21 protein-coding genes are annotated in these 23,377 nt (G+C 63.2%); 16 read left to right on the forward strand and 5 right to left on the reverse strand.

The genetic code is table 11. From position 1 onward, the window contains the following. Window positions 1-52: 52 nt before the first annotated feature. Window positions 53-331 (reverse strand): HU family DNA-binding protein, encoded by a 279-nt coding sequence (locus AWB70_RS03015; protein WP_008352404.1) that lies wholly within the window; start codon window positions 329-331, stop codon window positions 53-55. A 462-nt stretch (window positions 332-793) separates the two neighbouring features. Between AWB70_RS03015 and AWB70_RS03020 the strand changes: the two genes are divergently transcribed. From AWB70_RS03020 to AWB70_RS03055, 8 genes are all read left to right on the forward strand, one after another. Beyond that, window positions 794-1,654 (forward strand): VTT domain-containing protein, encoded by an 861-nt coding sequence (locus tag AWB70_RS03020; protein WP_235024130.1) that lies wholly within the window; start codon window positions 794-796, stop codon window positions 1,652-1,654. Window positions 1,655-1,705: 51 nt separating this feature from the next. After that, complete coding sequence (mnmC, locus tag AWB70_RS03025) at window positions 1,706-3,514, forward strand: bifunctional tRNA (5-methylaminomethyl-2-thiouridine)(34)-methyltransferase MnmC2/FAD-dependent 5-carboxymethylaminomethyl-2-thiouridine(34) oxidoreductase MnmC1 (RefSeq protein ID WP_053567198.1); 1,809 nt, start codon at window positions 1,706-1,708, stop codon at window positions 3,512-3,514. Window positions 3,515-4,339: 825 nt separating this feature from the next. Continuing rightward, the gene (locus tag AWB70_RS03030) at window positions 4,340-5,542 is read left to right on the forward strand and encodes a cation:proton antiporter (RefSeq protein ID WP_014192709.1); all 1,203 of its coding nucleotides are present in this window, start codon (window positions 4,340-4,342) and stop codon (window positions 5,540-5,542) included. Between the two features lie 43 nt (window positions 5,543-5,585). Continuing rightward, window positions 5,586-6,698 carry a YbdK family carboxylate-amine ligase gene (locus AWB70_RS03035; protein ID WP_053567197.1) on the forward strand — a complete coding sequence of 371 codons (1,113 nt, stop codon included), beginning with the start codon at window positions 5,586-5,588 and terminating at the stop codon, window positions 6,696-6,698. Between the two features lie 726 nt (window positions 6,699-7,424). Next, window positions 7,425-8,069 (forward strand): MarR family winged helix-turn-helix transcriptional regulator, encoded by a 645-nt coding sequence (locus tag AWB70_RS03040; protein WP_045451532.1) that lies wholly within the window; start codon window positions 7,425-7,427, stop codon window positions 8,067-8,069. Window positions 8,070-8,227: 158 nt separating this feature from the next. After that, window positions 8,228-8,956 carry a glutamine amidotransferase gene (locus AWB70_RS03045; RefSeq protein WP_053567569.1) on the forward strand — a complete coding sequence of 243 codons (729 nt, stop codon included), beginning with the start codon at window positions 8,228-8,230 and terminating at the stop codon, window positions 8,954-8,956. Between the two features lie 88 nt (window positions 8,957-9,044). Next, complete coding sequence (locus AWB70_RS03050) at window positions 9,045-10,157, forward strand: NADH:flavin oxidoreductase/NADH oxidase (protein ID WP_053567196.1); 1,113 nt, start codon at window positions 9,045-9,047, stop codon at window positions 10,155-10,157. Window positions 10,158-10,337: 180 nt separating this feature from the next. Then, window positions 10,338-10,802 carry an SET domain-containing protein gene (locus AWB70_RS03055; protein WP_041730846.1) on the forward strand — a complete coding sequence of 155 codons (465 nt, stop codon included), beginning with the start codon at window positions 10,338-10,340 and terminating at the stop codon, window positions 10,800-10,802. Window positions 10,803-10,857: 55 nt separating this feature from the next. Here the strand turns inward: AWB70_RS03055 and AWB70_RS03060 are convergent, their stop codons facing one another. Together AWB70_RS03060 and AWB70_RS03065 are read right to left on the reverse strand one after the other, a co-directional pair. Next, on the reverse strand, window positions 10,858-12,372 hold the full coding sequence (locus AWB70_RS03060) for a sensor histidine kinase (protein ID WP_235024131.1): 1,515 nt from the start codon (window positions 12,370-12,372) through the stop codon (window positions 10,858-10,860). Window positions 12,373-12,392: 20 nt separating this feature from the next. Further along, window positions 12,393-13,079, reverse strand: a complete 687-nt coding sequence (locus AWB70_RS03065; protein ID WP_014192702.1) for a response regulator transcription factor — start codon at window positions 13,077-13,079, stop codon at window positions 12,393-12,395. A gap of 182 nt (window positions 13,080-13,261) precedes the next feature. Between AWB70_RS03065 and AWB70_RS03070 the strand changes: the two genes are divergently transcribed. Beyond that, window positions 13,262-13,492, forward strand: a complete 231-nt coding sequence (locus tag AWB70_RS03070) for a DUF3717 domain-containing protein (RefSeq protein WP_014192701.1) — start codon at window positions 13,262-13,264, stop codon at window positions 13,490-13,492. Between the two features lie 248 nt (window positions 13,493-13,740). Next, window positions 13,741-14,226 carry an Lrp/AsnC family transcriptional regulator gene (locus AWB70_RS03075; protein WP_041730842.1) on the forward strand — a complete coding sequence of 162 codons (486 nt, stop codon included), beginning with the start codon at window positions 13,741-13,743 and terminating at the stop codon, window positions 14,224-14,226. Here the strand turns inward: AWB70_RS03075 and AWB70_RS03080 are convergent. Both AWB70_RS03080 and AWB70_RS03085 read right to left on the reverse strand, forming a co-directional pair. Continuing rightward, on the reverse strand, window positions 14,202-14,738 hold the full coding sequence (locus AWB70_RS03080; RefSeq protein WP_053567195.1) for a class IV adenylate cyclase: 537 nt from the start codon (window positions 14,736-14,738) through the stop codon (window positions 14,202-14,204). The two genes, AWB70_RS03075 and AWB70_RS03080, sit on opposite strands and share 25 nt — an antisense overlap. 118 nt (window positions 14,739-14,856) lie before the next feature. Further along, complete coding sequence (locus AWB70_RS03085) at window positions 14,857-15,759, reverse strand: LysR family transcriptional regulator (protein WP_053567194.1); 903 nt, start codon at window positions 15,757-15,759, stop codon at window positions 14,857-14,859. Window positions 15,760-16,200: 441 nt separating this feature from the next. Between AWB70_RS03085 and AWB70_RS03090 the strand changes: the two genes are divergently transcribed. From AWB70_RS03090 to AWB70_RS03120, 6 genes are all read left to right on the forward strand, one after another. Next, window positions 16,201-17,877 (forward strand): GMC family oxidoreductase, encoded by a 1,677-nt coding sequence (locus tag AWB70_RS03090; protein ID WP_045451527.1) that lies wholly within the window; start codon window positions 16,201-16,203, stop codon window positions 17,875-17,877. Between the two features lie 352 nt (window positions 17,878-18,229). Next, window positions 18,230-19,009: an ABC transporter ATP-binding protein gene (locus tag AWB70_RS03100; protein ID WP_008352429.1), complete on the forward strand. Its 780-nt coding sequence runs from the start codon at window positions 18,230-18,232 to the stop codon at window positions 19,007-19,009. Further along, the gene (locus AWB70_RS03105) at window positions 19,006-19,767 is read left to right on the forward strand and encodes an ABC transporter ATP-binding protein (RefSeq protein ID WP_053567193.1); all 762 of its coding nucleotides are present in this window, start codon (window positions 19,006-19,008) and stop codon (window positions 19,765-19,767) included. Before AWB70_RS03100 ends, AWB70_RS03105 begins: the two co-directional genes overlap by 4 nt. 83 nt (window positions 19,768-19,850) lie before the next feature. Next, window positions 19,851-21,071 carry an ABC transporter substrate-binding protein gene (locus AWB70_RS03110; protein WP_053567192.1) on the forward strand — a complete coding sequence of 407 codons (1,221 nt, stop codon included), beginning with the start codon at window positions 19,851-19,853 and terminating at the stop codon, window positions 21,069-21,071. Between the two features lie 95 nt (window positions 21,072-21,166). Then, window positions 21,167-22,051: a branched-chain amino acid ABC transporter permease gene (locus AWB70_RS03115; protein ID WP_014192693.1), complete on the forward strand. Its 885-nt coding sequence runs from the start codon at window positions 21,167-21,169 to the stop codon at window positions 22,049-22,051. After that, window positions 22,051-23,022 carry a branched-chain amino acid ABC transporter permease gene (locus tag AWB70_RS03120; protein ID WP_053567191.1) on the forward strand — a complete coding sequence of 324 codons (972 nt, stop codon included), beginning with the start codon at window positions 22,051-22,053 and terminating at the stop codon, window positions 23,020-23,022. The genes AWB70_RS03115 and AWB70_RS03120 overlap by 1 nt, the downstream gene beginning before the upstream one ends. Window positions 23,023-23,377 lie beyond the last annotated feature (355 nt).

The following is a 23,377-nucleotide window of genomic DNA, read 5'->3' on the forward strand; positions in this document are numbered from 1 at the left end:
GCGGGTCATGTACAACGGGCTACGTCATGTAGCCGCACAATCGGCAAGATGCTTACCGCTTGTTCACTGCGTCCTTGAATGCCTTGCCAGCCGTAAACTTGACCGTCTTTGCGGCCGGAATCTTGATGGATTCGCCGGTTTTCGGATTGCGGCCGGTGCGCGCTGCGCGCTTTCCCGAGCCGAAGCTGCCGAAGCCGATCAACTGCACTGCGTCACCTTTCGATACGGCCTTCTTGATCACTTCGAGCAACGTGTCCAGCGTTTCGCCGGTTTGAGCCTTGCTGGCGCCGGTCTGAGCGGCTACGGCGTCGATCAATTCCTGTTTGTTCATTAAGGTTCCTTTATCAGTTTAGGTTGACACGAACAGCGCGAACGCGCCGATTATACGTGCGCAAGCCGTGACGTCGAGTAGGGACGGCCTTGTGGCGGGCCTCCCCGACGAATCGGCGTGCTTTCGGCCATGTCACCGGCGTTGCTGCACTTCGTCGCCTTCACGCCGCCTCTATACGCGGCGCTTGGTATGATAGCGCAGCGCAAACCCAATCTGGACAAGGGTTTCAAAGATTTACCCTTAATTTCTTGGGGCTCCCGGCCGTTTTTTGTGGCGTAGAACATCTGGGTCCGATCCATGCTACGCGAGCTGATCATTGAATACGGGCTGCCGTTGGTTTTTGCCAACGTTCTGATGGAGTGCCTCGGCTTGCCGCTCCCAGCCTTGCCCACATTGGCTTTGACGGGTGCCATCACGGTTTCGGCAAGCCTCGTTCCGGACGCTTTTCCGGCGCTGTTTCCATTGACCGCGATCGGCCCGCTCACCGCGATCGTCGTGACGGCGACCATTGCCGCGCTGATCGGCGACACGCTCTGGTTCTGGCTCGGGCGCCGTTACGGCAGCCGCGTGCTCGCCTTCATGTGCAAGCTCTCCATCTCGCGCGATACCTGCGTCAACCGCAGCGCCGGCTTCTTCAGCCGCTTCGGCGTGCGCATCCTCGCCGTATCGAAGTTCATTCCCGGGCTCTCGACACTGGCGATTCCCGTTGCGGGCGCAACCGGGATCGGCTTCGGCAGCTTCCTGTTCTACGATGCGCTCGGCGCGCTGCTGTGGTCCGGCGCCGGCGTCGCGTTTGGCGCGATCTTCGCGGATCTCGTCGATGCCGCGCTCGCCTGGCTCGATCTGTTCGGGCGCGGCGTGATCGCGATCGCCGTCGCCGCGCTCGCGCTCTATCTCGCGGTGCGCTGGTGGCAGCGCGTGTCGCTGTTGCGCCGGCTTCGCATGGCGCGCATCGATATCGCGACATTGCGTGCGCTGCTCGCGGGGGAACCGCCGCCGCTCGTTATCGACGTACGCCGTCACGAACGCCGCGCCATGGACCCGTATGCGATTCCCGGCGCATTGCTTTTGCACGACGATGCCGCGTCGCAGCTTGCCGGCATCGCGCGCAACCGCAAGCTCGTGACCTACTGCGACTGTCCGAGCGAAGTGTCGGCGGCGCTCGCGGCTAAAGAGTTGGCGGCGCACGGCTTCACGGACGTCGCGCCGCTGCTCGGCGGGCTCGAAGCGTGGCGCGCGGCGGGCTACGCGCTGGAGCCGCTGATGATCGAAGGCCTCGCGAGCGCCGCCACGCGGGGCGTCACCAATTCGTCTTCCGCCTGATCTCACTTCGCGCGTCCGCCTGGGCGAGCGCGCGGTCTCTTCGTTGATCGCATGACCGAATCCCAGTTCTTCACGCCGCACGATCTTCCCGCGCGCTGGCGGCGCAAGCGCGCCTTCACGTTCGTCGACACGACTTTCAGCGCTTTCCTCGCGCTCTGGCAACGCTGGCACGACGACGAAAATCGATGCGACCGGCTGCATGTCGTCGCGCTTGCGCATCTTCCCGCGCTCGACACGCCGCCTCCAGCCGATGACCCTTCCCCGCTTGCCGCCGAACTCGCGCGTGCGTGGCCGATGCGCGTGCCCGGCACCCAGCGGCTCGAATTCGATGCGGGGCGCGTCGTGCTGACGCTTGCCATCGGCGACGACATCGAAACGCTGCTGTCCAGACTCTGGCTGCGCGCCGATGCCTTCCATCTCGATCTGACCGCAACCGCCGATCCGCGCAAGCTGTGCAAAACGCTCGCGCGCTTCGCCGGCGACGACGCGACGGTGTGCGCATTCACTGCCGATAAGCAACAACTTGAGCGCGCGTTGCAGGCGTCGGGCTTCGCCTGCACACCACGCGACGCGTATACCGATGCGCCCGTGACCGCGCGTTTCGCGCCGCGCTGGCGTGTGCGCCGTCACGAGCCGCCGCTGCCGTGCGAGGCGAACGCGCGAGAGGCCATCGTCATCGGTGCCGGGCTCGCGGGTTGCGCGGTGAGTTCGCGTCTCGCCGGGCGCGGCTGGCGCGTCACGCTGATCGATCGTCACGCGTTGCCCGCGCGCGATGCATCGGGCAATCCGGCGGGCGTGTTTCATCCGATCGTCTGGCGCGACGACAGCGTCGCCGCTCGCCTCACGCGCGCGGGCTTCCTCTACGCGCTGCGCCGCTGGCACGCGCTCGAATCGGCGCATCACGACTTGCAGCGTACGGGCGCGGGCCTGCTGCAGATCGCCGATACGTCCGACGATGCCAAAGCGCTCGCGCACGCCATCGCGCGCTTCGCGTATCCGCCCGCCTACGTGCAGCCGATGACGCGCGATGAAGCGTCGCGCATGGCCGGTGTCGATGTCGAACGCGGCGGCTGGTTCTTCCCGCTTGGCGGCGCCATTTCTCCGGCGGCAGTCTGCGCCGCGCAGCTCGCCGATGCGTCGGCGAACATCACGCCGCGCATGAACACCGACGTGACGCGCATCGCGCACGACGGCCGCGTGTGGCGCGCGTTCGACGCGAGCGGCGCTGAAATCGCGAGCGCGCCCGTGCTGGTGCTCGCCAGCGCGCACGACGCCGCGCGGCTCGCGGGCCTGCATGGCGAACCCACGCGCAGTGTGCGCGGCCAGCTCAGCGTGCTCGATCCATGCGCGCTCGATGCGCTGCGCCTTCCGGTGATCGGCGAAGGCTACGCGGTGCCGCTCGGCCAGGATGGCGTGCTCATCGGCGCGACCTACGACATCGACGACGCCGATGGCGAGATCCGCGCGGACGGACATCGGGAAAACATCGAGCGCGTCGCGGGCATGTTGCCGGCGCTCGCGAACACGTCGCCCGGCATTCGCGCGGGGCGCGTCGCGTTCCGCTGCGTGACGAGCGACCGCATGCCGATGATCGGCCAGTTCGCCGATGAAAACGCCGCACGCCTCAATGCGCGCGAACTGTCGGGCGCGTGGCCGCTCGACCTGCCGCGCATGCCGGGACTCTATGGCGCGTTCGCGTTCGGATCGCGCGGGCTCGTCTGGGCGACGCTCGCGGCCGAACTGATCGCATCGCAAATCGAGGGCGAGCCGTGGCCCGTCGAACGCGAACTGGCCGAATCCGTCGATCCAGCCCGTTTTTTGCTACGTCTACTGCGACACGGCGAATTCTGCGCGGCGTAGTTGTCCACGGCATGCTGTGGATAACGCGTCGGATTGCGGGTGAAAGTCGTGTGCATGCGTTGTGCACGTAAACGGGACAACTCGAACGCATGCCGTGCGCGGCAAAAAGTTGTTCCGTGTTAACCGCGCCGCCCCAACATGTTTACGGCCCGCTTCTGCTTTCTTCAAATCATTGAATGAAAAGACGAAAGTATTGTTATCCACAGAAGCGGCAGGCTCTTGTTAACTACTACTACGTTTATATACAGTAAACCTGTAAACACCTGACGGCGAGGCCGCCGTCGCAGCGGTAAACCAAAAGTCCGAATGCCGTGAAAGCGGCAACCGGTCAGCTTTTCCATTCAGGTCCAGGTTCGGCTGTCGCTTTTACTTCATAAGAATCAAAAGCTTGGACTTTCTGTCAGGGGTTCCGAGGTATGGCACAATCGCGCTTCTTCCTGCGTCGCGCCGTTCAGACGGCGACCGCTTCAATGGAACGATGGGTGCGCGCCAAGAATCTGATCACGAAGCCGCATCGTCGTTTGCTGTGTTCGGCCCGGCCCTCCCGCGGGCGCCGCACGCGTTTGCCGTGTCACACGGAACCACTATCTCCGATGCGACATTGAGCGCGTGCAAGGCGCTTCGCCGCCAGCCGGACACGTCGTCTAATTCGTGCACGGCCCGGCCGTGACGCCGTGTTCGTTCGCATTTCGGCATCACCTGAATGAACCCACGCTCGCCTGCCCGGGCGGATGCGCCTCGCCCGCGAGCGCGCGTCGCGGATGCGAGTCCCGCAACGGTACGTGCACGCATCGCACTAGCAGTAACGAAGGAGAAGCCAACACGATGAATTCGGCATTTTCATTTCTGCCCGCCTGGCCGCTCGAACCCGACGCCATTCTCTGGGCCGGTCTTGCGCTCGTCACGGCGGGACTTGCCGGCGAGCTGCTGTGGCGCGCGTGGCGGCTGCCGCGCATCACGGGCTTCGCGATCATCGGCCTGATCGCGGGCAATGCCGGTCTCGGCGTCATCGACGCCAGTGCGGGCGGCCTGTCGCGGCCGCTGCTCGATGTCGCGCTCGGACTCTTGCTGTTCGAGCTCGGCGGGCGGCTCGATCTGCGCTGGATTCGCCGCAATCCGTATCTGGTGCTGTCGAGCATCGCGGAATCCACATTGACATTCGGCCTCGTGCTGATCGCGCTGACGCTGCTGAATGTTCCGACGATGCCGTCGATCGTGATCGCGGCCATTGCGATGGCCACCTCGCCCGCGATGGTCATCCAGCTGAAAACCGAGTTGCGCGCGGAAGGTCAGGTCACGCAGCGTCTTCTGACGCTGACCGCGCTGAACAGCATGTACGCGGTGGTCGTCGAAAAGCTCGCGGCGGGCGTGCTGCATCAGGAAATCTACGGCAATGCGCTGGCGACGATCCTGCAGCCGCTGTATCTGTTGATCGGCTCGCTCGTGCTGGCGTTTCTGCTCGCGCGCGCGTGCAATCTGCTGGTTCGGCGCCTGCCCGCGACCGACGAGCATTCGTTCGTCGCGCTCTTCGGGCTCGTGCTGCTGGCGATCGCGGTCGCGCACATTTTCAAGCTGTCGACGATTCTCGCGCTGCTTGCCGCAGGCATCATCGTGAAGAACGCCGACGAGCGGCCGCAGCTCTGGCCGACGCACTTCGGCTCCGCGGGATGGCTGCTCACCGTCATTCTGTTTGCGCTGACGCTGACCTCGTTTCACTGGCGCGATATCGCGCTCGGCGGCGTGGCGGCGCTTGGGCTGATTGTCGCGCGCTTCATCGGCAAGCTGGTCGGCGTGCTGATTTTCGCGAAGCCGAGCGGACTGAACTGGAAACAGGGCGCGGCGCTGGGCGTCGCGCTGACGCCGATGTCGGCGCTCGCGTACCTGCTCGTCGACGACATGTACGTGCTCTATCCGGACTACGACCCCACGCTGCGCGCGATCGTGATGTGCTCGATCGTCGTGCTGCAGATCGTGTCGCCCTTCGTCGTCTACCGCAGCCTGTCGGCGGTGGGCGAACGGCGCGAATGAGCGCGCCCGGCTTCGCTCATGTATTGATCATTCAAGAGGCGTCATGGCACTCGAACCTTTCATCAACTCCGAACCGTTCACGTTCGGCGTCGAGCTGGAGATCCAGGTCGTCAACACGCACGACTACGATCTGACCCGCGCCGCGTCGGACCTCATGCGTCTCATCAAGGACGAGAAGATTCCGGGCAACATCACGCCCGAAATCACCGAAAGCATGATCGAGCTTTCGACCGGCATCTGCACGACGCACGAGCAGACCGTCACCGATCTGCGCAAGATCCGCGACGTGCTCGTTTCCGCTGCCGATCAGCTGAACGTCGGGCTCGCCGGCGGCGGCACGCATGCGTTCCAGCAATGGAGCGACCGGCAGATCTACGACGCGCCGCGCTTTCAGTACATCTCCGAACTGTACGGATACCTTGCCAAACAGTTCACGGTGTTCGGCCAGCACGTGCATATCGGTTGCCCCGATCCGAATAGCGCGCTCTTCCTGCTGCATTCGATGTCGCGTTACATCCCGCATTTCATCGCGCTTTCGGCGTCCTCGCCGTACATTCAGGGCGTCGATACGGGTTTTCATTCGGCTCGCCTGAATTCGGTATTCGCGTTTCCGCTCTCGGGCCGCGCGCCGTTCGTGCTGACCTGGGACAGCTTCGAGGAATATTTCTCGAAGATGGTGAACACGGGCGTCGTGAACAGCATGAAGGACTTCTACTGGGATATCCGGCCAAAGCCGGGTTTCGGCACCATCGAAGTGCGCGTGATGGATACGCCGCTTTCCGTCGATAAAGCCGCGGCGATCGCCTGCTACATCCAGACGCTGTCGCGCTATCTGCTGCTGGACAAGCCGCTCACGCCGCGCGAGGACGACTATCTCGTGTACACCTTCAACCGCTTCGAGGCATGCCGTTTCGGGCTGGAAGGCACCTGCATCCATCCGCAGACGGGCGAGCGGCGCACCATCGGCGAAGACATTCTCGCGACGCTCGACGTGCTCGCGCCGCACGCCGAAGCGCTCGGCTCGCAGGCCGCGCTCGCGGAGGTGGCCGAGATCGCGCGCGGCACCAACGATGCGACGTGGCTGCGCGGCGTCGTCGACAAGGAAAAATCGCTGCATGAGGCGGTGCGGCAGCAATGCCTGCAGTGGAGGCGGTAAGGACGCGCTTACGCAAAGAAAGCGCCGCGAACAATGACGAAAGGCCGCTTCGATATGCTTCGAAGCGGCCTTTATCTTTGGTCCGTATGAAACACGTGCAGACGAGCGACGAGAATAAAGCCGCCGGTGACAACGTTTGATGAGAATCGATTCGGTCTCTCTAAGGTTTGCTTCGAGAAAGCCGTATACATCCGTAATAGTTGTGAGCAAGGCGTGGGCCTTGCTGTGGACAACGTCGAAAAAAGGTGCGGAGTCAAGGCACTAGCGTGAGGATAAGCACGCGGGCGACGTGTGCGGCGTAACGCGAAGCCACGGACAGCCGAAAGGCATGCAATGCGCTGCGCAGTGTTATTAAGAATACGTCCATCAACAAGAAGACGCTTTTCCACGGGTTATCCACAGTTCTGCGTGGATAATTAAGGTGTACGTTTGTTCTATGTCGCTTAGAATGGCGACTTTGCAGATGTAGCGTTATAGTCGGCAGGAAAACAGCGCCACGAGCAGGACCAAAAGAAGGCGCATAACGAAGAGGGTTGCAATGTCCCCATTCAGGCACGGTCAATTGGGTTGGCACGCCTGAATTTTGAGACGGTGGGGACCAAGAACGAAGTGCGGTTCGCAAGGGGTTAGAAGTACTTTCTGTGAACGGCGTTTCGAACGAGGTGTTCGCGGCGGTAGCGCGAGCGTGCCGTCAAAACACATAAGCGGAACAACAAGCGAAAGACTATGAGTGAAGGCGTTTACGGAGAGCAGGCGACGGGGCGGGTGACCCACGGCCTGCTGCGGCTGAGCACGGCGATGCGCAGCCAGGCATGGGAATGGGCGGAAGGCGCGGGGCTCACGCCTACCCAGGGTGAAATTCTCGTTCTGCTGATGCAGCGCAAGGGGCCGATGCGCCTCGGCGAGATCGCACGTGAAACGGCGCTGACCGCCGCCACGACGAGCGATGCGGTGAGCACGCTCGAAGGCAAGGGTCTCGTCGAGAAGCGTCGCGCGATCGACGACGGCCGCGCGCTCGCGGTGCGTCTGACCGCGCGTGGCCGCACGGCCGCGAAGAAGGCGCTGCAGTGGCCGGACTTCCTCGCGAAGGCGGTCGGCACGCTGAAGGAAGACGAGCAGACGGCGTTCTATCGCACGCTGCTCAAGACCATCCGTCAGCTCGAATCGCAGCAGCAGATTCCGGCGCACCGCATGTGCCTGTCCTGCTCGCACTTCGAGGCCAGCAAGAATCCGAAGAAGACGCCGCATCACTGCGCGCTTCTCCAGATCAACATGGCGGACACCGATCTGCGTCTCGACTGTTCGGTATACGAAGAAGCCGACGTCACGACGCAGAAGAAGAGCTGGAAGGTCTTCGCGCAAGTCGCCTGAACGGCAGGCGCATCGGGTAAGGCGCTTTGGCGTCCACTCGCGCTGTGAGGCTGCGGCGAGTCGGTTAGACTGTGCCCGTCGCGCCTCGCCGCGAGGCGCAGCTCGCTCGTCACGATCCGGTGTCGAGCCACGCGCAGTCGACCTACGGAATGCCGCCGATGAAACATGAAGTCCTGGCGATTCGCCACGTCTATTTCGAAGATCTGGGCTGTCTCGAACACGTCCTCGGCGATCGCGGTCATCTCGTGCGCTATCTCGACGTCGGGCGCGGGCGCATCGATGCGCCCAATCCGCTCGATCCGTCGCTGCTCGTCGTGCTCGGCGGGCCGATCGGCGCGTACGAAGACGCCCACTATCCCCATCTCGCGCCGCTGCTCGCGATGCTCGAAAAGCGCATCGCGGCCGGTTTGCCGACGCTCGGCATCTGTCTCGGGTCGCAACTCATCGCGCGGGCGCTCGGCGCGCGGGTGTATCCGTCGGGCAAGCCGGAACTCGGCTGGGCGCCGCTTACGCTGACCGAGGCGGGACGCGCTTCCGCGCTGCGCCATCTCGAAGCGGACGGCGCGCCCGTGCCCGTTTTCCATTGGCACGGCGACACCTTCGATCTCCCCGAAGGCGCGACGCTGCTCGCGTCCACCGAGCGGTGCGCGCATCAGGCGTTCACGTGGGGAGAACACGTGCTCGCGCTGCAATGTCATCCGGAAGTCCTCGTGGAGCGCTTCGAAAGCTGGCTCGTCGCGTATCCGGGCGATATCGCGAGGAGCGGCACGACGGTCGCCGCATTGCGCGAGGAAACCGCGCGCCACGGGGCGAATCTCGAACGCGCGGCGCACGCGATGTTCGGCGAATGGCTCGACGGCTTCAACGGCAAGCGCGACGAAGTGTGATGGTATGAAGCATCGGGCGGGCGTCCCTGCAGGGAAGAAACCGCGGTGCTATTCTCGATCGCTCCTCTTCTAGCGACGAGTCATCGCCATGAGCGCGCTGTTCACTCCCACGACGTTCCGCAGTCTCCAGATTCCCAACCGCATCTTCGTCTCGCCGATGTGCCAGTACTCCGCCGAGCGCGGCGAGGCGACGGCATGGCACATGATCCATCTCGGCCAGCTCGCGCTCTCCGGCGCGGGCATGCTGTTCATCGAGGCGACGGCCGTCGAGCCGGACGGACGCATCACGCCCGGCGATCTCGGACTCTGGGACGACGTCACCGAAGCCGCGCTGCGACCGGTGCTCGCCGCCATTCGCCAGTATTCGAAGATCGCGGTGACGATGCAGCTCGGGCACGCGGGTCGGAAGGCGTCGAGCCGCAAGCCGTGGGAAGGCGGCCAGTTGATCGACGTCGCCGATGGCGGCTGGATGACATCTGCGCCCTCGGCCGTTCCTCACAAGCCCGAAGAAACGCCGCCGCTCGCGCTCGACGCCGCCGGGCTCATCCGCGTGAAGGAAGCGTTCATCGCGTCGGCGAAGCGTGCGGCGCGGCTCGGCATCGACGGCCTCGAAGTCCATTGCGCGCACGGTTATCTGCTGCATCAGTTTCTTTCCCCGATCGCCAATCAGCGCACCGACGAATACGGCGGCTCGCTCGAAAACCGCATGCGCTATCCGCTCGAAATCTTCGACGCCGTGCGCGCCGCATTTCCCGCCGACAAGCCGGTCGGCGTGCGCGTCTCCGCGACCGATTGGGTCGAAGGCGGGTGGGGCATCGAAGACACGATCGCGTTTGCTGCGGAGTTGAAGAAACGCGGCGTCGACTGGGTCGATGTGTCGTCGGGCGGCGTGTCGCCGTTGCAGAAGATTCCGTTGTCGTCCGGCTATCAGGTGCCGTTCGCGCAGGCCGTGAAGGAAGCGACCGGCGTGCACACCGTCGCGGTCGGGCTGATCACCGAGGCGAAGGAAGCGGAAGAGATCGTCGCGAGCGGCCGGGCGGATTCCGTCGCGATCGCGCGCGCGATGCTCTACGATCCGCGCTGGCCGTGGCACGCGGCGGCGGAACTCGGCGCGACGGTCGCGGCGCCGCCGCAGTACTGGCGTTCGCAGCCGCGCGATCAGAAGAATCTCTTCGGCGAGATCACCATCGGGCAACGTTGAAATACTGCGGGCATTGTCGAGACGGTTGAGCATACGCGCGCCGGGAGTGTAGGATACCGGTGGTTTGAGCGTATGCGCTCAACCGAGCCAACGCGGCGCCGTCGAGGCCACCGCGTTTTTTTTCATTCCGAAATTCATCCCGAGAACGCGGGAGCGAAGCGTCATTTAAGGATTCGTTCGATGAGTTCACGCAGGGTCACCGTTCGCCGCTCCGGCGTGCATGGAAAGGGCGTATTTGCGGTGAAGCATATCGCCGCGGGCGAGCAGGTGATGGAATACAAGGGCGAGCGCATTTCGTGGAAGGAAGCGCTGCGCCGCCATCCGCATAATCCCGACGAACCGAACCACACGTTCTACTTCGCGCTCGACGACGGCCGCGTGATCGACGGCAAGATTGAAGGCAATAGCGCGAAGTACATCAATCATTCGTGTGCGCCGAACTGCGAGGCCGAGGAAGTCGAAGGGCGCGTGTTCATTCACGCGCTGCGCGACATCGAGCCGGAAGAAGAGTTGAACTACGACTACGGCCTCGTCATCGACGGCCGTATCACGAAGAAGCTCAAGAAGGAATACGAGTGCCGGTGCGGCGCGAAGAAGTGCCGCGGCACGATGCTGGCGGTGAAGAAAGAGAAGAAGAAAAAGTAAGCGCTTCGACGCGAAGACAAAGAGCCACGGCATCGGAAGAAGCCGTGGCTCTTTTTTATTCCGCGGCCGGCTGCGCTTCCTTGAGCGGCATGCGCACGATGAAGCGCGCGCCGCCTTCGGGCGCATCTTCGTAATGCACGCTGCCGCCATGCAGCACCATGATGTCGTGCACGATCGCGAGCCCGAGGCCCGCGCCGCCTTCCACGTTCTGTCCGTCGCCGCGGAAAAAGCGCTTGAAGAGATCGCCCTGCTGGTCCGGCGGCACGCCCGGCCCGTTGTCCTCCACGACGACCTCGCCGAAGCGGCGGCCGTTCGCGTCGCGCCATTCCGACACGGTCATCGTGATGCGCGCGCCTTCGATGCGAAACGGCGGAATGTACTTGAGCGCGTTGTCGATCAGATTGGCGAGCACTTCGCGGGCAAGCACGACATTGCCGCGCACGATCATTGGATGCTCGTTCTCGGGATCGTCGAGGCGTTGGAAACCGAGATCGACGCTCGCGGCGAGTGCGCGCGGCACCCATTCCGCACCGGTTTCGAAGGCGAGCGCGGCGAGATCGAAATCGGCAAAGCGCGCGGCCTGCTCGCCCGGCTCGGCGCGCGCGAGGGAAAGCAGTTGATTCGACAGGCGCACCGCGCGATCCGCCGATGCGCGCAGTTCCTTCACCGCTTCGACCGCTTTCGCGGGATCGCGCGAACTGAGCGCCTGCTCGGCATGCAGCTTGACCGCCGTGAGCGGCGTGCGCAACTGATGCGCGGCGTCGGCGATGAATTTGCGCTGCGCGTCCAGCGCCGTCTGCAGGCGCACGAGCAGTGCGTTCATCGCGCTCGTGAGCGGGCGGATTTCGCTCGGCACGTAGGTTTCGTCGACGGGTTCGAGCGAGATGTGCGTCTGCTGATTGAGCGCGTCGGCGAGATCGGTGAGCGGGTTCAACTGCTGGTTCACGACGCGCCACACGATCACCCAGCCGGCGAGCAGCAGCAACAGCAGCGGCATCATGATCGCGATCAGAAACTCCACCGCGATCCGGTATCGCGAGCCGACTCGCTGCGCCACTTCCACGACGATCGGATTGCCGGTCGGCTGCGGCACGCGCACTTGCGCGGCGCGCACGGAGACGCCCTCGAAGTGCGTCTCGAAGACATACGCGTAATGGATGCGCCGCACGTTGGTGCCGGTGAGCGGCAGATCGGGCTCGCCGGCGATTTCCTCATCGCCGGTGCTGATGCGGTAGATGAGCTGCTCGACGGGATCGGAGAACATCGCCTGCGCGAGCGGCGGCACGGTGACGGGCGCATCGACGCCCGCGAGCTGGATCTGCTTCGAGATGGCGGTGGCGAGATCGGCGAGCGAGCGATCGACGACGTGTTGCGTGTATTGCCACGCGAGCCAGTACGCCATCAGGCCGCTCATCAGCGCGAGCAGAGACAGCGGCGCGGCCAGGCGCCGCAGCAGCGTGCGCCGCAGGCTTCGCGGCGTCGGCGTTTCGGCGGGCTTCGAGCGCGCCAGATCGAGCCAGTCTTCGCGGGCGAAACGCTGATCGCCCGCGCGGCGGGTGGGAAATCGCAAGGCGTTCTAGGGCAGAAGCGTTACGCCGCTTGCCGGATCTCCTGAAGCAGATAGCCGAAGCCACGAACCGTCACGATCTCGACGCGCGTGTTTTCGAGCTTCTTGCGCACGCGATGCACATACACTTCGATGGCCGTATCGCCGAGATCGCCGCCGAAGTGCGTCAGATGATCCTGCAACTGCGCCTTGCTCACGACGCGGCCGTGGCGCAGCAGCAGCATTTCGAGCACCGCGAATTCGCGCGGCGAGAGTTCGAGCGGGCGTTCGTCGTTGAAGATGCGGCGATCGACGCCCGACAGGCGCAGGCCGCCCAGCGACACTTCCGGACGCGGCACGTCGCCATGCGGACCGCTGCGCCGCATCACGGCGCGGATACGCGCTTCGAGCTCCTGCGGCTCGAAGGGCTTCAGCATGTAGTCGTCGGCGCCGCTGTTGAGGCCCTGCACGCGGTCGTGCAGTTCGTCGCGCGCGGTGAGGATGATCACCGGCGTATGACGGTTGCTCTGGCGAAAGCGCGAGAGCAGCGTCATGCCGTCGATGCCGGGCAGGCCGAGATCGAGGATCACGAGCTCATGGCGATTCTGCGCGAGCGCCTGCTCGGCGAAAATGCCGTCGTGCACCATGTCGACCGTGAAGCCGGATTGTTCGAGGCTGCTTTGAATGCCGCGCGCGATGGGGCGGTCGTCTTCGATCAGAAGGATTCGCATGGAGTCGCTCAAGTACAATGGGTTGAGCTCTAGCGGGCGGGGCGGTCGGTCCATGCGCAAAGGCATGCACGACGTTTCGGCGCGGGCTTCGAGCCGGTTCAAATCTCACATTTCATGCGGCGGTGCGCGCCTGATTCCGAAAGCCGCGCGCGGCCATACACCGAATGTAATTCTGCGCGGACATGGCTTTCATCCCGATCAACGAACTCGAAGCCGCGATCAATTTCTGGCGCGGCCGGTCCCCGTCTAGCGGCGACGAACTCAGCCTCTGCAAGGAGGCGAGCGCGTTGTCCAGGCCCTATGCGCTGCTGATTGTACAGCGTCAGTCCGGCGTGCCGCCCGAGCACCTGGACGACGAAGCGCGCGCCGCCTGGGAAGCTTACGAGCGTTTCAAGAACGGCATTCGTGACTGAAAGATAGCTTACAAGCAAGCTTTCTGCAGCCTGTTCGAATGCCTTCATTCTTTCGGTTTTCGGCGAAATCACGCCAATTTCGGCTTTCGATGCTGTCATGATTGGTAACACGGACGTTACCTTGTTGGCTGCCGTAAGGAATTCGTTAAATGCGCGCGGAACGTCCCTTTTGCGCGTGGGGTTTGTGAGCGTGCGCGCGTCGATGCGATAAAGTCGCATTCGTCCCGGCTCTAGTGCGTGTCCGCCTCATGCTCGAACTCGATCATTTCGACCTTGCCCTGCTCGACGTGCTTCAGCGCTTCGGGCGCGCCACGCATCAGCAGCTAGGCGAGCAGGTGCCGCTCTCGCCGTCGCAGATCGGGCGGCGTCTGCAGCGGCTGGAGGCGACGGGTGTGATCGAAGGGTATCGGGTGGTCTTGCGGCCGGAGAAGCTCGGCCTCGGCGTGACGGCGTTCACGAGCCTGAAGCTGAAGCATCACGGCGATTCGATCATCGAGCAGTTTCAGCAGCAGATCGAGACGCTGCCCGAAGTGCTCGAATGCCACGCGACCGTGGGCGACGCGGATTATCTGTTGCGCATCGTCGCGCCGGACCTGAACGCGCTTTCAGGCTTTGTCATGAAGAAGCTGATGCGCGTGCCGGGTGTGGATAGCGTGCGCTCGAACATCGTGCTCACGACATTCAAGCGCAACGGCCCGCTGCCGCTTTCTCATCTCGCCAGCGACGCTTCCTGATCCGGATTCAGCAGATCCACATACGCGAGCGGCACCAGATCCGCTTCGCCTACGCCTAAGCGCGCAAACATGGCGTGCGCTTCCTGCTCGCCGCCGGCTTCGTCGTCGTCCTGGCCGAGCACGACTTCAAGTTCGACGAAATCGCCGAGGCCATCGACGCGATCCAGATGAATGCGCGTGCGCCCGACGAGATACACGTGCCGCTCCTTCGAGACGATGCCGCGCGTCGTGAGCGCCTGCGCGAGCAGCGCGTGCATGGCTTCGGGATTCGTGACCGGGCTGCGCGAGTAATACGACACCTTCGGGCCGTCGCGGTCGTCGCGCTGATAGAAGATCAGTTCCGAGGGCGTGCCGTCGTCGAACTGGCGCAGCTTGAGGCGTCCGGTGGGCACGTCGTAGAAGAAGTCCTGCTGGCGGAACACCAGCGGCGCGTCGGGGGCGAGCGCGGCGGCCCGTTCCCTCAATTTCTCGAACTGATGCGCGCGCGCCTTGATTTCGATGTTGCGTGCCATGAAGACTCCCTCTGACCCGGTTGAATGAATGAGCAGGGGATCCAGCCTAGCAAACAATCGATGAAGGGCGCTTGAATGCCCCTTTCCGCCGCCTCGGGATTTGCACCGAGATGTCTTGTCAAACCGCCCATTGCGCGTCGATCAGCCGCAGCGCCGCCGCGATCGCCGGTTCCTCGCGACGCTCCGCCAGCGTGACGAACGAAAGCTGCGTCGGCACGGTGACGCCTTCGACGATCGTCAGCGCGTGCGCATGCGCCTCGCCCAGCGCGATCGAATCGCGCACGAGCGAGAGTCCCACGCCCGATTTGACGAGATCGAGCATCGACGGCTCCTGATCCACTTCCGCGACGATCACGGGCATCGCGCCCGCTTCACGGAAAATGCGCGACAGCAGGCGGTTGTGCGCCGATTCGGGCGGCGTCCAGATCCACGGCAGCTTGGCGAGCGCCGCCCAGCTGCGCTTGCCCTTGTTCACCCGGTTGTGCCATCCGGCTGGCGCGAGCACGCGATAAACAAATGGTGTGAGCCTGACGGCGTGAAACCGGTCGGCGTCGCGCGTACCGTCGATGGCCGGATCGCCGATGTAATACCCGACGTCGAGTTCGCGCGACTTCACGCGCTCCAGCACCCAACCGGACATGCCATGCCGCAGCGACGTCTCGATGCGCGGATGCGTCTCCACCAGTTGCCGCAGGAAACCCCCGAGCCGCAGAAATTCGGGATCGAGAATCGTCCCGATACGAAGCGTTCCGCTGACTTCGTGACGCAACGCAGCAGCGGCGCGCTGCACATCCGCGGCGGCGGCGAGCGCGCGTTCGGCATGCGGCAGCAGCGCTTCGCCATCGCGCGTCAGCAAAAGACCGTGCGACGTGCGCGAAAACAGCACGACGCCGAGCATCTCCTGCAGATTCTTGATTTGCAGACTGACCGCCGGCTGCGTGAGATGCAGACGCGCGGCCGCGCGCGTGAGATTGCCTTCGCGAGCGACGGTGAGAAAGGCGCGCAGGAGAATGTAGTCCATCGCCTGATATTAGCGCGTCTTATATCGCAATTGAACATATCTGATTGGATCGCGAGCCCACACGCAAGTACCCTGCAAGTGACCCATCGCCCGCGCGAAGCGCAGGGGCGGAACGAACCGAAGCCGAACCAGAGACTTTGAACGACTGAAGAGACAGACCGTGCGCGATCCACGCCCGGAGAGACCTACGAGAGCACTCGCTATTGCCGGGCCATTAGGCCAATCGCCTGTGCCGCGGCCGGCGTGAAGCACTTTGGATGGGGAAAGCTGCTTTCTTTGCCTACTTTCTTTGCGTCGACCAGAGTTGGCGCTTTAGCGCTTACTCTGGTCCCGAGCAAAGAAAGTAGGTGCCGCCCCGCACAGGGGCAGTGCTAATAGACCGACACGATCACAGGAAACACCACAAAAAAAGCATCGAAAGAGAAAGGAGACAAAAGCCAAATGAAACAAACCGCCCGCAAACTCGAAGGCGAATTCGACTACATCATCGTCGGCGCTGGCACGGCCGGCTGCGTCCTTGCGAATCGCCTCACCGCAGATCCAGACGTCAACGTGCTGCTGCTCGAAGCGGGCGGCAAGGACGACTACCATTGGATCCACATCCCCGTCGGCTATCTGTATTGCATCGGCAATCCACGCACGGACTGGCTCTACAAAACGCAGGCGGAACCGGGCCTCAACGGGCGCAAGCTGTCCTATCCCCGCGGCCGCGTGCTCGGCGGATGCTCGTCGATCAACGGCATGATCTACATGCGCGGCCAGCGCGAAGACTACGACGACTGGGCGCACATCAGCGGCGATCCGAACTGGTCGTGGGATTCGGTGCTGCCCGTCTTCATGCGCAGCGAAGATCATCACGACGGCGGCAATCAATGGCACGGCGCGGGCGGCGAATGGCGCGTCGAAAAGCAGCGCCTCAAGTGGAAGATTCTCGAAACCTTCGCGCAAGCCGCGCAGCAAAGCGGTATCCCCGCCACCGATGACTTCAATCGCGGCGACAACACCGGCGTCGGTTATTTCGAAGTGAACCAGCGCGGCGGCATTCGCTGGAACGCGGCGAAAGCCTTTCTGCGCGAAGCCATGAAGCGCCCGAATCTCACGACCATCACCGGCGCGCACACGCAACGGCTCGTGTTCGAAGGGGCGCGTTGCGTCGGCGTGGAGTATCGCGGCGGCGATGTCGATTACATCGCGCGCGCACGATGCGAAGTGATTCTGAGCGCAGGCGCGGTGAACTCGCCGCAGATCCTGGAACTGTCGGGCATCGGCAACGGCGCGCGCTTGCAGCGGCTCGGCATCGATGTCGTGAAGAGTCTGCGCGGTGTCGGCGAAAATCTGCAGGACCACTTGCAATTGCGCATGGCCTACAAGGTGAACGGCGTGCGCACGCTCAACACGTTGTCCGCGCACTGGTGGGGCAAGTTATGGATCGGCATGCAATACGCGCTGATGCGAAGCGGCCCGATGTCGATGGCGCCATCGCAACTCGGCGCGTTCGCGAAGTCCAATCCCGACGATGCGTCGATCAAGCGGCCCGACGTCGAATATCACGTGCAGCCCTTATCGCTCGAACGCTTCGGCGAGCCGCTGCATGCGTTCAACGCGTTCACGGCGTCGGTGTGCAATCTGCGGCCGACATCGCGCGGCAGCGTGCATATCGAATCGCCGGATGCGCATGCCGCACCGCTGATCGCGCCGAATTATTTATCGACCGATCGCGACCGCGAAGTCGCGGCCAACTCGCTGCGTCTCACGCGGCGCATCGTATCCGCATCGGCGCTGGCTCAATACTCGCCGGAGGAGATTCTTCCAGGCATCGCGTTTCAGACGCAGGAGGAGCTCGTCGAAGCGGCGGGCCAGGTCGGCACGACGATCTTCCATCCGGTCGGAACGTGCCGCATGGGCACGGACAACGATCCGGGCGCGGTCGTCGATAGCCGCTTGCGCGTGATCGGCGTGCGCGGCCTGCGCGTGGTCGATGCATCGGTCATGCCGACCATCACGTCGGGCAACACGAACTCACCGACGCTGATGATCGCCGAGCGCGCGAGCGACATGATTCGCGAGGACCGGCGCGGCATCGAAGCGCAGGAAGTGATCGCGACCGCGCTTGCATGACATCCGCATGACGCGTCATACGTTGGGACGACATCGCACGATGTCGTTTCACGCATTGCTTATATGCGCCGCGAATATGCACTTCATGCCCTTATTGCGTGCATGCGTTTCGAATCCAAGCAATTCGTTAGTTAGTGCAAATCCCAATGATTGCGCTGCATCAATGGCGCGACAATGGCCCCGGAACACGCGATGCTCGGCTTATCTCGCGCAGACTTTGTGCGGATGCGATAGCGATGATCGAAGCGAAGCAGTACCGGGATGGAGACAACGTTCGGGTGCGCGCGGAAAGAAAAATTAAAGCGCAGGCGAACACCGTTGGCCTAGCGCTTCACTTCGCATGGAAGGGGACATGATTCTCGGCGACACCATTCTGGAAACGCGAGGGCTCACCAAGGAATTCAAAGGCTTCACGGCCGTGAATGGCGTGAACCTGCGCGTTCGCCGCGGTTCGATCCATGCACTGATCGGACCGAACGGCGCGGGCAAGACCACTTGCTTCAACCTGCTCACGAAGTTTCTCGAACCCACGGCGGGTCAGATCGTTTTCAACGGCACGGATATCACGCGCGAGCGTCCGGCGCACATCGCGCGGCGCGGCATTATCCGCTCGTTTCAGATTTCGGCGGTATTTCCGCATCTGACCGTGCTGCAAAACGTGCGCATCGGCTTGCAGCGTCAACTGGGGACATCGTTTCACTTCTGGCGCAGCGAGCGCTCGCTCGACGCGCTCAACGACCGCGCGATGGACCTGCTCACGCAAGTCGGTCTAACCGATTTCGCCGACACCAAAACGGTCGAACTTTCCTATGGCCGCAAGCGCGCACTGGAAATCGCGACCACCTTGTCGATGGAACCCGAGCTCATGCTGCTCGACGAACCCACGCAAGGCATGGGCCACGAAGACGTCGATCGCGTGACGGCGCTCATCAAGAAAGTGTCGGCGGGACGGACCATTCTGATGGTCGAGCACAACATGAACGTGATCGCGGGCATTTCCGACACCATCACCGTGCTTCAGCGCGGCGAGGTGCTCGCCGAAGGCAGCTACGCGGAAGTGTCGAAGAATCCGCTCGTGATGGAAGCCTACATGGGCAGCGCCGATGCGGCGCTCACCGGAGCGCATGCATGAGTACGATCGCGGAGGAACGCCGCTCGCTCAACGCGAACGGCGGGGCGAACAATGCGCCCGCGCTGGAAATTTCGAGCCTGCAGGCGTGGTACGGGGAATCGCACATCCTGCACGGCGTGGACCTCAAGGTGAACCGCGGCGAAGTGGTCACGCTGCTCGGCCGCAACGGCGCCGGCCGCACGACGACGCTGCGCGCCATCATGGGCCTGACCGGGCGGCGCACGGGATCGATTCGCGTCGCGGGACACGAAACCATCGGCCTCGCCACGCACAAGATCGCGCATCACGGAGTCGGTTATTGCCCGGAGGAGCGCGGCATTTTTTCGAGCCTGTCGTGCGAGGAAAACCTGCTGCTGCCGCCGCTCATCGGCAAGCAGAAAGACGCGATGTCGCTCGACGAAATCTACTCGATGTTCCCGAATCTGAAAGAGCGCCGCGCAAGCCAGGGCACGCGTCTTTCGGGCGGCGAGCAGCAGATGCTGGCCGTCGCGCGCATTCTGCGCACGGGCGCGAACCTGCTGCTGCTCGATGAAATATCGGAAGGCCTCGCGCCGGTCATCGTGCAGACACTCGCGCGCATGATCCTGATGCTGAAATCGCGCGGCTACACCATCGTCATGGTCGAACAGAATTTTCGTTTCGCGGCGCCGCTCGCGGACCGCTTCTACGTGATGGAGCACGGAAACATCGTCGAGCATTTCGGCGCGGGGGAACTCGAAGCGAAGATGCCGGTGCTGCACGAGCTGCTCGGCGTCTGAGCCACGCGCAGCATGCAGGTCTGGCAGGTTGGGAAGGGCAACACCAGTAACACCGCAACAAATCAAAACTCATGGAGACTGGAATGAAAAAGAAGACCCTCGCGCGCCTCTCTACTCTTTGCTTTGCGGCTGCGGCGGCGAGTGTGGCGGTGATGAGCACGAGCGCTTCCGCTGCCGACGGCAACAGCGTGAAGATCGGCTACGTCACCGACTTGTCGGGCCTGTATGCCGACATCGACGGGCCGGGCGGACTCGAAGCGATCCGCATGGCGATCGCGGATTTCGGCGGCAAGGTGAACGGCAAGCCCATCGAGCTCGTCTACGCGGACCACCAGAACAAGGCCGATATCGCGGCGTCGCGCGCGCGTGAATGGATCGACCGCGATGGCGTGAACGTCATCATCGGCGGCACGAATTCGGCCACGGCGCTGTCCACCGCGCAAGTCGCGGCGGAGAAGAAGACGCCGTACATCAACATCGGCGCGGGCGCGGACAACCTGACCAACGAGCAATGCTCGCCCTACACCGTCCACTACGCCTACGACACGATGGCGCTCGCCAAAGGCACCGGTTCCGCGGTGACCAAGCAGGGCGGCAAGACGTGGTACTTCCTGACGGCGGACTACGCGTTCGGCAAGGCGCTCGAAAAGAACACGGCTGACGTCGTGAAGGCGAACGGCGGCCAGGTGCTCGGCGAAGTGCGGCATCCGCTGTCGGCTTCGGACTTCTCGTCGTTCCTGTTGCAGGCGCAGGGATCGAAGGCGCAGGTGCTCGGCCTTGCGAACGCGGGCGGCGACACCATCAACTCGATCAAGGCCGCGAAGGAATTCGGCATCACCAAGTCGATGAAGATCGCCGCGCTGCTCATCTTCATCAACGATATCCACAGCCTCGGGCTCGAGACGACGCAAGGCCTCGTCGCGACGGATAGCTGGTACTGGAACAAGGACGAGAACACGCGCAAGTGGGCGCAGCGCTACTTCGGCAAGATGAAGAAGATGCCGTCGAGCCTGCAAGCCGCGGATTACTCGGCCGTGACGACGTATCTGAACGCAGTGAAGGCCGCCGGCACGACGGACAGCGACAAGGTCATGGCGCAGCTTCACAAGACGAAGATCGACGACTTCTACGCGAAGGGTTATATCCGCGAAGACGGCGCGATGATTCACGACATGTACCTGATGGAAGTGAAGAAGCCGTCGGAATCGAAGGAGCCGTGGGACTACTACAAGATCACCGCGACGATTCCGGGCGATCAGGCGTTCGGCACGAAGGCGGAGTCGCGCTGCAAGCTCTGGAAGTAAGCATTCGGCAGTGATCTAGCGCGTTCGCAACGCAGGCGGCCGGAAAGGCCGTCTGCCGTTGCACCCGCGTCAACACGTTTCTGACGGCAGGTTCAATGGAAATCTTCGGCATCCCGCTCGCCGCAATGATGAGCCAGCTGCTTCTCGGGCTGGTGAACGGCTCGTTCTACGCGATCCTGAGCCTCGGGCTCGCGGTGATCTTCGGCTTGCTCAACGTCATCAACTTCGCGCACGGCGCGCTCTTCATGCTGGGCGCGATGCTCGCGTGGATGGGCTACTCGTACTTCAATATCCCGTACTGGCTGATGCTCGTGCTGGCGCCGGTGATCGTCGGCATCTTCGGCGTGATCGTCGAGCGCTCGATGCTGCGCTGGCTCTACAAGCTCGATCACCTTTACGGTCTTTTGCTCACGTTCGGCCTCACGCTCGTGATCGAAGGCGTGTTCCGCTCCATCTACGGATCGTCGGGGCAGCCTTACGACGTGCCCTCGCTGCTTCAGGGCGCGACCAATGTCGGCTTCATGTTCCTGCCGAATTATCGCGCGTGGGTGGTCGTGGCGTCGCTCGCGGTGTGCTTCGCGACCTGGTTCGTGATCGAGAAGACGCGCATCGGCGCCTATCTACGCGCGGGCACGGAGAATCCGAAGCTCGTCGAGGCCTTCGGCGTCAACGTGCCGATGATGATCACGCTCACCTACGGCTTCGGCGTCGCGCTCGCGGCGTTCGCGGGCGTGCTGGCCGCGCCCGTCATTCAGGTTTCGCCGCTGATGGGCCAGTCGATGATCATCACCGTGTTCGCGGTCGTCGTGATCGGCGGCATGGGCTCGATCATGGGTTCGATCCTGACGGGCCTGCTGCTCGGCGTGATCGAGGGCTTTACGCGCGTGTTCTATCCGGAAGCGTCCGCGACGGTCGTCTTCGTCATCATGGCGATCGTGTTGATGATTCGCCCGGCAGGACTCTTCGGCAAGGAAAAATGATGCAGAGAAAAGCGCTCTACGGCCTGTTGCTGATTGGCCTGATCGTGGCGCCGTTCGTCGGCGTGTATCCCGTGTTCATGATGAAGGTGCTGTGCTTCGCGCTCTTCGCGGCGGCCTTCAATCTGCTGATCGGCTATACGGGACTGCTGTCGTTCGGCCACGCGATGTTCCTTGCGACGGCGGGCTACGTCACCGGATATGCGATTCAGACGCTCAACTTCACGCCGGAGCTCGGCGTGATCGCGGGAACGGCGGCGGCGACGCTGCTCGGGCTCGTAGCCGGCCTGCTCGCGATCCGGCGCCAGGGCATCTACTTCGCGATGGTCACGCTGGCGCTCGCGCAGATGGTGTACTTCGTGTTCCTGCAGGCGCCTTTCACACACGGCGAAGACGGCCTGCAAGGGGTGCCGCGCGGCAGGCTCTTCAGCGCCATCGATCTCGGCAGCGACATCACGCTGTATTACGTCGTGCTGGTTGTGATGCTGCTCGCGTTCGCGCTGATCGTGCGCATCGTGCATTCGCCGTTCGGGCAGGTGCTCATTGCGATCAAGGAGAACGAGCCGCGCGCGATTTCGCTCGGTTACGACACCGCGCGCTACAAGCTGCTGGCGTTCGTGCTGTCGGCGGGTCTCGCGGGATTCGCGGGCTCGCTGAAGACGGTCGTGCTCGGCTTCGAAACGCTCGGCGACGCCTACTGGACGATGTCCGGCCTCGTCGTGCTGATGACGCTCGTCGGCGGCATGAGCACGATGTTCGGGCCGTTGCTCGGCGCGGCGATCATCGTCGCGCTGGAAGACCGGCTCGGCGACATCGGCACGGGCATCGCGCGGCTGACGGGCGTTTCGTGGTTCAACTCGCTCGGCGAGTCGGTCACGATCGTGACGGGCGTGATTTTCATCGCGTGCGTGCTGGCGTTCAGGCGCGGGATTGTCGGGGAAATCGTCGCGCGGGTCCGGCCGTTGCAAGGCTGAAGCGATTTTGTTTTGAAATCCGAATGAATCCGGTTAATCGGGCAAAATTGCGAGATGCGCGCCGTATTGCAAGAAATACGCCCCGTTGAGGTGCTTTTGTGCACCACTAGGGTAAATGCTAGGTTGTCGCGCAGTATTGCATTCTTTAATATGCGTCCTAGTTCTGTTGCACCCAGATTTTTTGAGGTGGAGAACGAGGAGACATGAGGCACAAAGTGCCCGACCGAAAAGCGCTGTTGGATGAGTCCAACAGCGCTTTTTTATTTGCCCGCCGATAATACGAATAATCCCGCGGCGCATTTTAAGCGGGGTTTTCCCGAGGTAATCGGGATTGGGGCGGGCGCGTCGCCGAAGC

This window comes from Caballeronia cordobensis, from assembly GCF_001544575.2.
GTDB classification, from domain to species: domain Bacteria; phylum Pseudomonadota; class Gammaproteobacteria; order Burkholderiales; family Burkholderiaceae; genus Caballeronia; species Caballeronia cordobensis.

What these genes read in the sequence shown, in the direction of transcription:
- AWB70_RS03050 (WP_053567196.1), top strand. Translation starts at nt 9,045, where the DNA reads ATGAGCGCGCTGTTCACTCCCACGACGTTCCGCAGTCTCCAGATTCCC.
- AWB70_RS03045 (WP_053567569.1), top strand. Translation starts at nt 8,228, where the DNA reads ATGAAACATGAAGTCCTGGCGATTCGCCACGTCTATTTCGAAGATCTG.
- AWB70_RS03100 (WP_008352429.1), top strand. Translation starts at nt 18,230, where the DNA reads ATGATTCTCGGCGACACCATTCTGGAAACGCGAGGGCTCACCAAGGAA.
- AWB70_RS03055 (WP_041730846.1), top strand. Translation starts at nt 10,338, where the DNA reads ATGAGTTCACGCAGGGTCACCGTTCGCCGCTCCGGCGTGCATGGAAAG.
- AWB70_RS03075 (WP_041730842.1), top strand. Translation starts at nt 13,741, where the DNA reads ATGCTCGAACTCGATCATTTCGACCTTGCCCTGCTCGACGTGCTTCAG.
- AWB70_RS03080 (WP_053567195.1), bottom strand. Translation starts at nt 14,738, where the DNA reads ATGGCACGCAACATCGAAATCAAGGCGCGCGCGCATCAGTTCGAGAAA.
- AWB70_RS03015 (WP_008352404.1), bottom strand. Translation starts at nt 331, where the DNA reads ATGAACAAACAGGAATTGATCGACGCCGTAGCCGCTCAGACCGGCGCC.
- AWB70_RS03040 (WP_045451532.1), top strand. Translation starts at nt 7,425, where the DNA reads ATGAGTGAAGGCGTTTACGGAGAGCAGGCGACGGGGCGGGTGACCCAC.
- AWB70_RS03120 (WP_053567191.1), top strand. Translation starts at nt 22,051, where the DNA reads ATGCAGAGAAAAGCGCTCTACGGCCTGTTGCTGATTGGCCTGATCGTG.
- AWB70_RS03065 (WP_014192702.1), bottom strand. Translation starts at nt 13,079, where the DNA reads ATGCGAATCCTTCTGATCGAAGACGACCGCCCCATCGCGCGCGGCATT.
- AWB70_RS03085 (WP_053567194.1), bottom strand. Translation starts at nt 15,759, where the DNA reads ATGGACTACATTCTCCTGCGCGCCTTTCTCACCGTCGCTCGCGAAGGC.
- AWB70_RS03090 (WP_045451527.1), top strand. Translation starts at nt 16,201, where the DNA reads ATGAAACAAACCGCCCGCAAACTCGAAGGCGAATTCGACTACATCATC.
- mnmC (WP_053567198.1), top strand. Translation starts at nt 1,706, where the DNA reads ATGACCGAATCCCAGTTCTTCACGCCGCACGATCTTCCCGCGCGCTGG.
- AWB70_RS03115 (WP_014192693.1), top strand. Translation starts at nt 21,167, where the DNA reads ATGGAAATCTTCGGCATCCCGCTCGCCGCAATGATGAGCCAGCTGCTT.
- AWB70_RS03110 (WP_053567192.1), top strand. Translation starts at nt 19,851, where the DNA reads ATGAAAAAGAAGACCCTCGCGCGCCTCTCTACTCTTTGCTTTGCGGCT.
- AWB70_RS03070 (WP_014192701.1), top strand. Translation starts at nt 13,262, where the DNA reads ATGGCTTTCATCCCGATCAACGAACTCGAAGCCGCGATCAATTTCTGG.
- AWB70_RS03105 (WP_053567193.1), top strand. Translation starts at nt 19,006, where the DNA reads ATGAGTACGATCGCGGAGGAACGCCGCTCGCTCAACGCGAACGGCGGG.
- AWB70_RS03035 (WP_053567197.1), top strand. Translation starts at nt 5,586, where the DNA reads ATGGCACTCGAACCTTTCATCAACTCCGAACCGTTCACGTTCGGCGTC.
- AWB70_RS03030 (WP_014192709.1), top strand. Translation starts at nt 4,340, where the DNA reads ATGAATTCGGCATTTTCATTTCTGCCCGCCTGGCCGCTCGAACCCGAC.